The sequence below is a fragment of the Lysinibacillus capsici genome, assembly GCF_020217405.1.
In the GTDB taxonomy this organism is placed as follows: domain Bacteria; phylum Bacillota; class Bacilli; order Bacillales_A; family Planococcaceae; genus Lysinibacillus; species Lysinibacillus capsici.
Genome location: NZ_CP084108.1, coordinates 3,621,981 through 3,633,766, shown reverse-complemented (window position 1 = coordinate 3,633,766; position 11,786 = coordinate 3,621,981). Strand labels below are relative to the sequence as shown.

General features: G+C 38.1%; 13 protein-coding genes. 5 read left to right on the top strand and 8 right to left on the bottom strand.

Going from position 1 to position 11,786, the window contains the following annotated elements:
- The first annotated feature begins 42 nt into the window (after positions 1-42).
- From menB to LCP48_RS17805, 3 genes are all read left to right on the top strand, one after another.
- The gene (gene menB, locus LCP48_RS17815; RefSeq protein ID WP_004225917.1) at positions 43-861 is read left to right on the top strand and encodes a 1,4-dihydroxy-2-naphthoyl-CoA synthase; all 819 of its coding nucleotides are present in this window, start codon (positions 43-45) and stop codon (positions 859-861) included.
- A gap of 247 nt (positions 862-1,108) precedes the next feature.
- Entirely contained in the window at positions 1,109-2,533 is a 1,425-nt protein-coding gene (locus tag LCP48_RS17810) for an o-succinylbenzoate--CoA ligase (protein ID WP_216485363.1), read from the top strand.
- A gap of 130 nt (positions 2,534-2,663) precedes the next feature.
- Positions 2,664-3,815: a transglutaminase domain-containing protein gene (locus LCP48_RS17805; RefSeq protein WP_004225921.1), complete on the top strand. Its 1,152-nt coding sequence runs from the start codon at positions 2,664-2,666 to the stop codon at positions 3,813-3,815.
- Between the two features lie 21 nt (positions 3,816-3,836).
- Here LCP48_RS17805 and LCP48_RS17800 read toward each other — a convergent pair whose 3' ends face one another.
- The 4 genes from LCP48_RS17800 to ytzI all read right to left on the bottom strand — a co-directional run bounded on the left by LCP48_RS17800 (position 3,837) and on the right by ytzI (position 5,554).
- A complete protein-coding gene (locus LCP48_RS17800) occupies positions 3,837-4,877 on the bottom strand; it encodes a metal ABC transporter solute-binding protein, Zn/Mn family (RefSeq protein ID WP_225340402.1) in 1,041 nt (346 codons plus the stop codon).
- A 109-nt stretch (positions 4,878-4,986) separates the two neighbouring features.
- Positions 4,987-5,220, bottom strand: a complete 234-nt coding sequence (gene yidD / locus LCP48_RS17795) for a membrane protein insertion efficiency factor YidD (RefSeq protein WP_016992521.1) — start codon at positions 5,218-5,220, stop codon at positions 4,987-4,989.
- Positions 5,217-5,378 carry a hypothetical protein gene (locus LCP48_RS17790; protein ID WP_004225927.1) on the bottom strand — a complete coding sequence of 54 codons (162 nt, stop codon included), beginning with the start codon at positions 5,376-5,378 and terminating at the stop codon, positions 5,217-5,219. Before LCP48_RS17790 ends, yidD begins: the two co-directional genes overlap by 4 nt.
- Before the next feature lie 29 nt (positions 5,379-5,407).
- Positions 5,408-5,554: a YtzI protein gene (gene ytzI / locus LCP48_RS17785; protein ID WP_004225932.1), complete on the bottom strand. Its 147-nt coding sequence runs from the start codon at positions 5,552-5,554 to the stop codon at positions 5,408-5,410.
- Between the two features lie 137 nt (positions 5,555-5,691).
- On the opposite strand from ytzI, the gene LCP48_RS17780 reads away from it, so the two are divergent.
- Positions 5,692-6,009, top strand: coding sequence for a hypothetical protein (locus tag LCP48_RS17780; RefSeq protein ID WP_009371464.1), 318 nt, complete (start codon positions 5,692-5,694; stop codon positions 6,007-6,009).
- Between the two features lie 46 nt (positions 6,010-6,055).
- On the opposite strand, the gene LCP48_RS17775 is transcribed toward LCP48_RS17780, so the two are convergent.
- The 4 genes from LCP48_RS17775 to LCP48_RS17760 all read right to left on the bottom strand — a co-directional run bounded on the left by LCP48_RS17775 (position 6,056) and on the right by LCP48_RS17760 (position 10,604).
- Positions 6,056-6,727 (bottom strand): AroM family protein, encoded by a 672-nt coding sequence (locus LCP48_RS17775; RefSeq protein ID WP_225340401.1) that lies wholly within the window; start codon positions 6,725-6,727, stop codon positions 6,056-6,058.
- A 5-nt stretch (positions 6,728-6,732) separates the two neighbouring features.
- Positions 6,733-7,875: an amidohydrolase gene (locus tag LCP48_RS17770; RefSeq protein WP_009371460.1), complete on the bottom strand. Its 1,143-nt coding sequence runs from the start codon at positions 7,873-7,875 to the stop codon at positions 6,733-6,735.
- Entirely contained in the window at positions 7,872-8,942 is a 1,071-nt protein-coding gene (locus LCP48_RS17765; protein ID WP_009371458.1) for an amidohydrolase family protein, read from the bottom strand. The genes LCP48_RS17770 and LCP48_RS17765 overlap by 4 nt, the downstream gene beginning before the upstream one ends.
- 63 nt (positions 8,943-9,005) lie before the next feature.
- Positions 9,006-10,604: an ABC transporter substrate-binding protein gene (locus LCP48_RS17760; RefSeq protein ID WP_004225944.1), complete on the bottom strand. Its 1,599-nt coding sequence runs from the start codon at positions 10,602-10,604 to the stop codon at positions 9,006-9,008.
- 219 nt (positions 10,605-10,823) lie between these two features.
- Here LCP48_RS17760 and LCP48_RS17755 point away from each other — a divergent pair, with 219 nt between their 5' ends.
- Positions 10,824-11,786, top strand: coding sequence for an ABC transporter permease (locus LCP48_RS17755; protein ID WP_004225947.1), 963 nt, complete (start codon positions 10,824-10,826; stop codon positions 11,784-11,786).

Below are 11,786 nucleotides of genomic sequence, written 5' to 3'. Positions count from 1 at the left end.
CGCTAGAAACGAGACGAATTTAATGATATAGGAGGCAATTCAATGACACGTCAATGGACAACATTACATACTTATGAAGACATTAAGTATGAGTTCTATAACGGTATCGCAAAAATTACGATTAACCGTCCAGAAGTGCGTAATGCATTCCGCCCAAAAACGGTAATGGAAATGATTGACGCATTCTCACGTGCACGCGATGATAAAAATATCGGTGTTATTATTCTAACTGGTGAAGGTGAACATGCTTTCTGCTCAGGTGGAGACCAAAAAGTTCGCGGTCACGGTGGCTACGTAGGAGAAGATGAAATTCCACGTCTAAACGTTCTTGATTTACAACGTTTAATCCGTGTAATTCCAAAACCTGTAGTAGCAATGGTAGCTGGCTACGCAATTGGTGGAGGTCACGTTTTACATGTTGTCTGTGACTTAACAATTGCAGCTGACAATGCTCGCTTTGGACAAACTGGACCAAAAGTAGGTTCATTCGATGCTGGTTATGGCTCAGGCTATCTTGCTCGTATTATTGGTCATAAAAAGGCACGTGAAATTTGGTACCTATGCCGTCAATACGATGCACAACAAGCACTTGATATGGGCTTAGTCAATACAGTTGTGCCTTATGCGCAATTGGAAGATGAGACAGTTCAATGGTGTGAAGAAATGCTTCAGATGTCACCGACTGCACTACGCTTCTTAAAAGCAGCAATGAATGCAGATACAGATGGTTTAGCAGGTCTTCAACAAATGGCTGGAGATGCTACACTTCTTTACTACACAACTGATGAAGCAAAAGAAGGCCGCGATGCATTCAAAGAAAAACGTCAACCAGATTTCGGTCAATTCCCAAGATTCCCTTGATTAGTATAGGGTTGAAAGCTCGTATCTTTTGGAGATACGAGCTTTTTATATGTCTTGAGCAGATTGAGGATAAAAATCTAAAAGTAGGGGATAGAAGCGGCTAAAAGGTGGATAAAATTCTTAAAGTAGCGGATAGAACTCAATATGTGAAGGATAGAGGTATTCACTAAAAAGCTAGATACTACATGGAGTAATAGACAAACTAGATGGGAAAGCGTTAAGATGTAGGGTGATTGGAGTGACAAAGATGTATCCTAACTGGATTTTACAGAGAGCTTATTTAACACCTTTGCGCAAGGCACTTACTTTTAAAAAGCAAAGCTGGACTTTTCAAGAATTAAATGATGAATCGATAAAACGTGCTCGACAATTAGTGACACTCGGTATTCAACAGGGTGATCGAATTGCTATTATGGGGCCAAGTAAGCCTGAGCTTGTGATCATGATGTATGCCTGCATGCATCTGCAATGTGAAATGGTGATGCTTAATCGTAGACTATCACAGGATGAGTTGGCTTATCAGTTAGAGGATTCAGAGGCTGTAGCAGTATTGGTTGCCGATGAGGATGTAGAAAAGCTGCCATCTGAAACAACCTATCATTTATTTTCAGCAATTGAAAAGGGTGCAGAGAGTGCAGTAGATATTGTCAAGGAATGGCCTCTTCATCAAACAACAACGATTATGTATACGTCGGGTACAACAGGCTTTCCAAAAGGGGTTCGCCAAACAGTTGGAAATCATCAGGCTAGTGCCACTGCCTCCGTTTTAAATATTGGGCTGCAGGCTCAGGATGTTTGGCTATGTGCGGTCCCTTTATTCCATATTAGTGGATTCTCCATTTTAGTGCGTTCACTGCTATATGGAAATCAAATCTTTTTATATGAGCAATTTGATGTAGAAGCTATCGCACAAAATATTATGGATGGGGATGTCACCCATATGTCTGTTGTAGCGGTGACCTTGGAACGAATTCTACATACGCTAGAGCAACGCAAGGCGAAAGCTTCATCTTATTTTAAGTTAATGTTAGCTGGAGGTGGACCTGTTCCCGTTGATTATTTAGCGAGAGCACATGCGTTAAATTTAGCTGTAGCACAAACGTATGGGATGACAGAAACCTCCTCACAAACTGCCACATTGGCAAGTGAAGATGCTATGCGGAAAATTGGTTCTGCTGGAAAGCCTTTATTTTTTAATCAAATAATGATTGCTGAGCCAAATGCTAAAGGTGAAGGGGAAATTTGCATTCGAGGTCCCCATGTCACACCTGGCTATATTGGACGTTTTGTGCAAAAAAATGCAACGAAGGCTGGCTGGCTTCATACAGGTGATATTGGTTATTTGGATGAAGAGGGTTATTTATTCGTCATTGATCGAAGGGCTGATTTAATTATTTCAGGGGGAGAAAATATTTATCCTGCAGAAATAGAAAATGTACTACTCACACACCCAGCTGTCAAAGAGGCAGGTGTATGCGGTATGCCTGATGAACAATGGGGACAGGTACCCATCGCATTTATCGTGTTAAATGAGCAGGTATCTGTTGAGCAACTAAAGGCCTTTTGTTTACAAAAACTTGCTAAATATAAAGTACCTAAAGAAATGATTATTACAGACAGTCTTCCGCGCAATGGTGCGGATAAATTGTTGAGACGGAAATTATTACAATAAAAAATTTTTGAAAGAAGTCTTCTTAAAAGGAGGCTTCTTTTTTATTTGAACTTTTAGCATGAAATTAATCATTTATTAACATAATAAAAAAAGAGAGGCATAAACTATTTAGTAAAGGAGAATGACTCATATGAGGAAATATATATATAATGTTGTCATTATATTATTTGTTCTACAAATGAGTCATGTGCAAGTATTTGCAAACTATGAAAAAGAAGATGTAGCAACAGCTCATTCAATTGAAACACTACAATCTCTCATTAATAAAGAAGTTATGCATCTATCATCCGAATTCTCGATTCGTTATACTGGAGACTTATCCGAGATAAAGGATGAACTAACAGAAATTACTAAAAATGCAATTGAAAACTCTTATATTTATACTAATATTTCAAGTTTCCAATGGAAGTACGAAGGTTATAGCAATAATATTGTCATTGCCTTTGCATTTACGTATCATCTCTCACAAACAGAGGCATTATTTGTCGAGCAAACTTTGGAAAATATTATTGCACCTATGCATGGATTAAGTGACATAGAAAAACTACAGGCTGCACATGATTTTATTGTATTGTACGCGGAATACTCTAAGGAAACAGAAGGAAGTCAATATTCTCCTTATACATTATTAACGGAGAATAAGGGCGTCTGTCAGGCATATGCTTTAGTGCTATATCGAATGTTAGAAATGTTGGGTTTTGAGGTACAATATGTACCTGGAAAAGTAGGAGAACAGCTACATGCCTGGGTATTAGTGAAACTTGATCATGCTTGGTATCATATTGATGTGACATGGGATGACCCTTTGCCTGATCGTAAAGGAGAAGTGCGCTATCAATATTTTTTAGTGTCGGATCGCCAATTAGCACAAGATCATACATGGGATTATGCAAGTTTCCCCGCTGCAACAAGCGAGAAATTTATAGATTTGCAGGAAGAAATAAAAAGACAAAGTTTAGCAACGCCTATACAACATCAATTGAATCAAATTATAGGGTTATCAATCATCGAAGAAAATCGGTTAGCCGTACAACCATTAGTGGAACAGCCGATGAAGCTTGTAACTCAAAAAACAAATAAACAAGACAATTCAATTCAGTTTAACTTTACGGAGTGGCCACCGATACTAGTAGAAAGTAGTATAATGACTTTTGTTGTCCTTCAGCCAAAAGCTAAGCATGTAACTAAGCAAAAAACAATGAAGTGGCAAACGTCTTTTTATCGAACGGGAAAACGAATGCCACAAGAAAAATACGTCATAATAAAGGAGGTGTCCCAATAGCGGGGCACCTCCTTACTCATATTATTGAACGCTTAAAGCTTTTTCTAATGTTTGAATATTTTTTTGCATCAATGTGAAATAGGTTTCTTTATTTTTTTCATCATCAGCTGTTAATACGCTTAAATTATGCAAGACAAGAGATTCTGCACCAACTTCTTTTTGAATAATCTCTGCTAATTTGGAAGAGACATTTTGTTCAAATAAAATATAGTGAATGTGCAATTCATTTGCTTTGTCTACAATCTTTGTTAATTCCTTTTGAGATGGCTCATTTTGTGAATTCAAGCCAGCAATCGGCACTTGAGTTAAGCCGTATTGACCAGCAATATAGCCAAATGCAGCATGGGATACAAAGAATGTTTTATTTTGTGCTTTGTCAGTCATTGCTTTGAAATCTTGATCTAAATCCTGTAATTCTTTTACTAATGCATCATAATTTGTGTTAAAAGTTGCCTCCTGAGCTGGCATTTTTTCAACTAGTGTGTTTTTGATAGCCAGTGCTAAGTCTTGACTAATTGTAGGAGATAACCAAACATGCGGATCGATATCGCCATGCTCATGCTCATCATGTCCATGTTCTTCACCTTCATGTTCATGCTCTTCCTCGGTTGTACCGTGCTCATGCTCATCATGAGCGTCTGCTTCATGTTCTTCATCTTCTGCATGAACATGTCCTGTGCTTACAGCTAATTTATCATCTGAAACGTCATCAGCAGTTGCCACCATTGTGACATCTTCGTTCGCTAAAGTTTTTTTAGCGTTTTCTACAAAGCCTTCAAGTCCTAAACCAATATAGAAAAAGATATCAGCATCTGCTAATTTCATCATATCTTTTTGAGTTGGCTCGAAGGTGTGTTCATTCGCACCAGCTGGGTAAATTGAAGCTACTTCAACATAATCTCCACCAATGCGCTGTGCAAAATAGCTTAATGGATAAACCGTTGTATAAATACTTAATTTATCTTTTTCCTCAGTCTTTTGGGATGTGGACGATTTGTCTCCACAAGCGGCAGTAAATAAAGCAAGAACTGCGACTAACAGTAATACAGATAGTTTTTTCATATAAGTAAGATACCTCTCTTAAATAGTAATCATTACGATTTATTTTTTAGAACAGTTATTATGATAACGCACAACTTAAAAAAGTACAAGAAAAAAATGCCCTCCGAAATTAATTCTTTTTCGAAGGCCATTTTTCAGGCACAGGATCAAAGCCACCAGGATGAAATGGATGGCATTTGGATATACGTGTAATGGTTAAGAGGAAGCCTTTGAATGCACCGTGCTTTTGAAAAGCTTCGAGCCCATAAGAAGAACAGGTAGGATGAAAACGACAAGTAGGTGGCGTCATAGGTGAAATAAATTTTCTATAAAACTGGATGAGCCAAATAAAGGGGTATTTCATCGTTGCTCTTCCTTTTGCTGAGACGTATGTTGTTCAGGCTTTGGATCAATTGTTTGTGTAAAAATATTATTTTTTTTCTTCATAATGATAATGACAGAAACACCAAACATTAGCATCATCATCGCAATCATAATGATAATTGGTAAAGGTACGCCCATTTCTTTCACTCCAAATTCGGTAATGGTATTTAATTTTCCTCTTGATGATAGTTTTGCTTCGGTTTTTCATCAACAGTATGTTTAAAGGCATAGGCACGGTTGACACTGATAATTGTCGCAATGGTGATTAAAATAACGATGATAACTGCGACTATTAAGAGCGTAGTTAAACTCATAGTATTCACTCCGTTCTTTATTCATCATACCTATTATAAATTATCTGGTTCTATTAATTGTGAAGGAAGTTTGACATAAAAGCGAATAAAACACCACCTATCACCCCATACTATGGAAAAAGGAGTGAATCGTAAAGATGGATCGTCAGCGCGTATATTTTTCACTTGCCAATAGAACGTATTATACCAACCCATATGCAGGGCCATGGAATTTCGAACTCAATGTAGATCGACAAGCATTAGATGTATTTGAGAGAATCTTTCAGCAAATGCAACTGTTAGAAATTTCGAATGCATGGCGTGCACAGTTACCGTATATACAGTATCACCAAGACAGAGAAAATGATGAAATAGATAAAAGATTAATGAAAATCTATGCACTTGTTCATGAATATGGAGATGATGATACAAAGGCATTCGTTGAGCAGCTTCCTTATTTCAACAAACGTGTCTAGCGAATAGGGGAAAAGGTCACTGAATCAGAAGTGACCTTTTCTTCTATTAACAAATGGCTTTTAAAATTGTAAAAACCGCTTCTCGAGGGACGATGATGGGGATAGTGAGTTGATCTTTAATCATGTTTTTCATTGTTGTGGAATAGCCCATACAATCAAGAATAAGCAAATCGGCTCCTTGCTCTTCTAATTGTTGTGCTTTTGACAATAAATGTTGGTTATCAAAGTGGTATGGGGAGCTTGCTGAAAAAGTTACATCGAACTGTGCTTTTTGCCATTTCTCTGCAACCGTTCGATGTTGTTGGGGTTCGGGGCCTATTAAACCAATGGCTAATTCTGTATGTAAGCCCTTCACTAAATTAGTCATCATACGATCAGGTAGTAAAAGATTTTTATAGGATAATTTATTCGTAAAATCTCCTGTACACATAAGTAGTATCCAAGTGAATTCATGTAGATCATCAATGCAGCTTTGAATATAAGGCATGAGCTTTTGTTTACTGAGCTTTACTTGTCGACCATTGGTAAGAAGTGTCACTAAAACATCTGAGTCCTCAAGAGAAGGCGAAAGTGTAGCAATTTCCTCTGAGGATAGTAAATCAAGTACACCGAATTCATGAACATCTAAACCTGCTTCTCTTAATTGCTGTATATCCTCTGCCATATCTTTACGAGGTGCCTGACCAATTGTTACAACGGCAATTTTCGAATGTTGCATTGCGCTCACTCCGCTTCGTAATATTTTTGTCCATTTACATAAGTTTGTAAAACCTTTGCTTCTGTTTCAAAAATAGGGTGCGACCAAACAACAAAATCAGCATCTTTGCCTTCCTCAAGGCTGCCAATGCGGTGATCAAGCTGTACAAGCTTAGCTGCATTGATCGTAATACTTTTGAGGGCTGTGTCTTTATCTAAACCATAACGAATCGCTTCTGTGGCACAATACTTTAAGTATTGAATTGGTACAAATGGATGATCTGTCATGATAGCAAATGGAATATTATGTTCTTTAAAAACGGCAGCAATTGCTGGTGTAGAATGACGCGTTTCGTATTTAGATGGCGTTAACATATAGGGCCCAAGCGTTGCATGGAATCCACTTTCTTTAACGGCATCCACTACGAGATAGCCTTCTGTGCAGTGCTCTAAATGAAGCTTCACATTAAATTCTTTGGCAATTCTAATTGCTGTCATAATGTCATCTGCTCTATGGCAGTGAAGGCGAAGTGGCATGTCGCCTCGAAGTACTTCAATAAACGGGCGTAACTCAGCATTTTCTTTAATTTGCTCAGTTTGTTGTTGTTCATTGAGGTGACTTGCACGTTGGAAACCATCTCGTAAAAGCTGTGCAATGGCCATACGAGTCATCGGCTTGCGCTTATACTGATTGCCAAAGACGTTTTTCGGATTTTCCCCTAGGGCCCCCTTTAAACCGCTCCGCTCTACTAAAACACGAGAGGAAAGGGTAGGTCCTGCTGTTTTAAGAATGCTCCAAATACCACCTATGACATTGGCACTACCTGGCCCAGTTTGCACAGTGGTTACGCCCCCTTCTAACGCATGTTGAAAGGAAAAGTGTCGGATATCTACACTGTCTAAAGCGTGCATAAGAGGTGTAAAGGGTTCGCTATATTCATTGGCATCATTAATGTCTTCAGTGACTTCAGCCCATGTTCCGACATGTGCATGAATATCAATTAATCCTGGTGTAACATAAGCTCCCTGTAGATCAACAAGCTCTGCTTGTGGGGGAAATTCTTTGGCTGGTCCAATATAGACAATACGCCCATCTTCGATCCATAACTGTTCACAAGTATCGTTCTGCTCATTGACTGTATGAAACTTTGCATGATGATAAATAATCATTGTGTAAACCCTTCTTCCCGTGCATAAACTTTTGTTCCTTTAATATAGGTTGCGACAACCTGGGCATCTAAATTTAATGGATGCTTATCCCAAATAACAAAATCAGCAAGAAGACCATCACGAATAGCACCTGTTTTATGGGCAATCCCTAGAAAATTTGCAGCCCCGGTTGTCAGAGCATATAGCACGTCCTGGCGTGCCATACCTTCTCTTACAGCTAAGCATCCTTCTAATGTTAGATGCGAGGTGCTACTAACAGGATGATCCGTACAAAAAACGAATGGAATATTGTTCTTATACAGCTGATGATACAGTTTGGGTGATAGTGCCATCATCTCATTGTGCTCAATATATCGAAATGTAGGACCAGCTATAACCGTATTAAAGGATGTTTCATGAAGGAATGTAATTTCAGTGCCATGGATAATATGAAAATCAAAAATTGACCCAAATTCTTGTTGAAGGCGGCTAATGAATTCAAGATCAACGGCTTTGTGTGCTCGAATAACGATTTTCGTAATGGACGGCTCTTGTTGCTGAATTTGTTGTAATGTTTCTCTTAAAATTTTAGCGATGCCCATACGTGTGAGTGGTTTTTTCTTTTCAGCGAAAAATGTACTTTTTGCCTGATGTCCAATAGAGAAGGAATAAGCCACATCTTTTGAAATAACCATTTCATCAACCGTTGTATGTGTATGATGAATAATAGCCGTTTTTGCACCTATCAAGCTTTTAGGAGAGGGAACAATATGAGATGCCGTCACCCCATGAGAAACAGCTTTTTGAAAAGCAGTATCAAAGGGGTATATGCCATCAACTACAGAATATTGCAGATGTGAGTCAAATTCATAGCTATCATCTCCTTCCCAACGAATCCCTATTTCAGCTAGACCGATTTGTGAGCAGCTATCGATAAAACCTGGTGTAATATAGTAGCCATCTAAATCCAACTCTGTTTCAGGTGAATGAGTAGCGGGTTCAAAGTATTGCCCTTGCACTTGAAAAGATTGCTTATTAAAGCTACGAGTCTCAGAATTAAAAACAAGTCCATTTATATAGCGTGTCATCGGGTCAAATCTCTCCTTATGAAGAGAAAAGCGGAGACTGGTATCTCCACTTTTCAAGTTTAATTATTTAGTAATGGATACGTTTGTACCATTTGGATGCACAATTTGTACGGAGTTATCAGCAGAAACCTCAAAGCCCTGTACTTTTTTGTTTACACCTGCAACCGTTTGTGTTGCCTCTAATTCAATACGAGGAACATCCGCTAAAATCAGCTTTAATGCTTCTTGGTATAATTTTGCACGTTCTTCTTGCACTACTGTTTCTGATACGGCGCGGTCTAATAATTTATCCACTTCTGGATTGCTGTAGCCTTTACCATTTCCTAACGCACCAATTTGATTTGTGTGGAATAATTGATAAAGGAAGAAATAAGGATCTGGGTACCAAGTCCAGCCACCAATATTCATCGGCGCATTACCCTTTGCCACAGTATCACTGTAAGTACCCCATTCAAGCACTTTTATTTCCACATCAATATTTAAGTTCTTCTTTAACTGACTTTGGAAAATCGTTGCGTAAGGAACACGTGCTTCTGATACGAAAATCTCTGTCTTGAAGCCATCAGCGTAACCAGCCTCTGCTAGTAATTTTTTTGCTTCTTCTGGATTATATTTTGGTACCATATCAACTAACGATTGATCATATCCCCATGAACCAGGTGGTAATGGTAAATAAGAAACATCGCCGCCACCCCATTGGTTAACGCCAGAAATAATTTCTTCTACATTTGTTGCCATATAAATCGCTTCACGAACGCGTTTGTCAGCAGTTGGACCTACTTTGTTATTAAGGTCAAGATAAACAATGGATAGACCTGGATTTGTTAAAAGCTCAAGGCTACTATCTTGGTTGATGATTTCTCGGTTTTGACCTTTAACGTCCATGGCAATATCAATATCACCAGAACGTAATGCGTTTGTCATCATATTTTGATCGGAGATAAACTTCATTGTTAAGTTATCGACATTTGGCTTATCGCCCCAGTAATTATCGTGACGAACTAATTTTACTTCTTGGTCTTTTTTCCATTCTGTTAGTTGGAATGGACCTGTACCAACAAAGTGTTCAGAAAAATTATCGCCCCATCCTTCAACTTCTTCTTTTGGAATAATAATATTCCCTGCATCCGTTAGCATAGCAAGTAGGGCAGCATTTGGCGTAGCTAAGTGAATCTCTACTTCATAATCCGATAACACTTTCACTTCTGTTACACCACTTAAACGATTCATAGCAGATTCTTTAGCAGAGCGTTCTAAAGAGTATTTCACATCTTCAGCTGTCATTTCACGTCCATCCTGATATTTACCTTTTTGGAATTTAATACCTTCTTGTAATTTGAATGTGTAGACTAACATATCCTCTGATACATTCCATTCAGTTGCTAACGAAGGGATGATATCAGATAGATCTTTGTTATAAACAACTAACGTATCACCCATTTGGCGCATCACCTGTGATTCATAAACCCCTGTATATTTGATCGGATCAAATGTTTTTGCATTGGCTGACAGACCGATATTTAATGTGCCTCCAGAAGTAGCTTCTCCCTCTTTTTCATCCGTTGAAGTACTTTTCTCATTTCCACCACAAGCAGCTAAAACACCAATTAGTAAAGTTAATAAGAGTAGTAGTAAAGACTTTCTTACGTTTAATTTCTTCATATGCACTAGCCTCCTTAGTTTTTGTTTCACAATATGAACCGTTGATTCAAAAATGGTAGGTTCGAGATTAAAATTAGCACACTTGTAAATAGAAAGTAAATATAAAATTACAAAGATTCAGAAAAAAATATATTTACAAACAATTAATGAGTGGTGTACTATTTGATTATTCACAATATGAACCACTGATTCTAATAATGAAAAGGAGGTCTTGCTAAGATGGGCTCATTTATTTTAAAAAGATTAGTTAACCTCATCCCGACACTGCTAGTAGTAGGAATTATCGTCTTTATTATTACGCGAATGATTCCTGGTGACCCGGCTTCAGTCATGCTTGGACCACAAGCGAGTGTAGAAGATGTAGAGAATTTAAGAGAAGAGCTAGGATTAAATAAATCCATGCCTTCGCAATTTATTTCATATGTAGGAGATCTAGCACAGTTAAATTTAGGATATTCCTATTCTTATAGTGAGTCTGTCATCGGACTTATTCTCGAAAGGTTCCCTAATACAGTGATATTGGCATTGGCAGCGCTGTTAATAGCCGTCGTGATTGGCATCCCAGCAGGAATATTTGCAGCGAGAAAGCAAAATACCATCATTGATTATGTTGTAATGCTTGTGTCATTAGTTGGTGTATCTATGCCAATTTTCTGGTTGGGCATCATGCTTGTCTTATTCTTTAGTGTTAACCTTGGTTGGTTCCCAGCAACTGGGATGGGGAATATCAGCGATGGCCTATGGACCTATTTGAAGCATTTAATTTTGCCAGCATTTGCTTTAGCAACGATTCCAATGGCGACATTTGCACGGATTACCCGTTCAAGTATGTTAGAGGTTATTTCGCAAGATTATATTAAAACAGCTCGTTCTAAAGGTATTAAAGAATATTTAGTAATTGGTAAACATGCATTTAAGAATGCGCTAACACCGATTTTAACCGTGTTAGGAATGCAAATTTCTAATTTACTGGGCGGAGCGGTTTTAACAGAAACAATTTTTAGTTGGCCTGGGATGGGTCGATTAATTGTAGATGCCATTGATAAACGTGACTTTGTAGTCGTCCAAGGTACTGTTATTTTCATTGCGTTTATCTTTGTGCTTGTTAACTTAGTAGTCGATGTACTTTATAAAGTGGTCAATCCTAAGGTCAATTTAGAATCGGATGGGGGGAAAAAATAA

What these genes read in the sequence shown, in the direction of transcription:
- LCP48_RS17800 (WP_225340402.1), bottom strand. Translation starts at nt 4,877, where the DNA reads ATGAAAAAACTATCTGTATTACTGTTAGTCGCAGTTCTTGCTTTATTT.
- LCP48_RS17755 (WP_004225947.1), top strand. Translation starts at nt 10,824, where the DNA reads ATGGGCTCATTTATTTTAAAAAGATTAGTTAACCTCATCCCGACACTG.
- LCP48_RS17780 (WP_009371464.1), top strand. Translation starts at nt 5,692, where the DNA reads ATGGATCGTCAGCGCGTATATTTTTCACTTGCCAATAGAACGTATTAT.
- LCP48_RS17805 (WP_004225921.1), top strand. Translation starts at nt 2,664, where the DNA reads ATGAGGAAATATATATATAATGTTGTCATTATATTATTTGTTCTACAA.
- LCP48_RS17790 (WP_004225927.1), bottom strand. Translation starts at nt 5,378, where the DNA reads ATGGGCGTACCTTTACCAATTATCATTATGATTGCGATGATGATGCTA.
- LCP48_RS17770 (WP_009371460.1), bottom strand. Translation starts at nt 7,875, where the DNA reads ATGATTATTTATCATCATGCAAAGTTTCATACAGTCAATGAGCAGAAC.
- ytzI (WP_004225932.1), bottom strand. Translation starts at nt 5,554, where the DNA reads ATGAGTTTAACTACGCTCTTAATAGTCGCAGTTATCATCGTTATTTTA.
- LCP48_RS17760 (WP_004225944.1), bottom strand. Translation starts at nt 10,604, where the DNA reads ATGAAGAAATTAAACGTAAGAAAGTCTTTACTACTACTCTTATTAACT.
- yidD (WP_016992521.1), bottom strand. Translation starts at nt 5,220, where the DNA reads ATGAAATACCCCTTTATTTGGCTCATCCAGTTTTATAGAAAATTTATT.
- menB (WP_004225917.1), top strand. Translation starts at nt 43, where the DNA reads ATGACACGTCAATGGACAACATTACATACTTATGAAGACATTAAGTAT.
- LCP48_RS17775 (WP_225340401.1), bottom strand. Translation starts at nt 6,727, where the DNA reads ATGCAACATTCGAAAATTGCCGTTGTAACAATTGGTCAGGCACCTCGT.
- LCP48_RS17765 (WP_009371458.1), bottom strand. Translation starts at nt 8,942, where the DNA reads ATGACACGCTATATAAATGGACTTGTTTTTAATTCTGAGACTCGTAGC.
- LCP48_RS17810 (WP_216485363.1), top strand. Translation starts at nt 1,109, where the DNA reads ATGTATCCTAACTGGATTTTACAGAGAGCTTATTTAACACCTTTGCGC.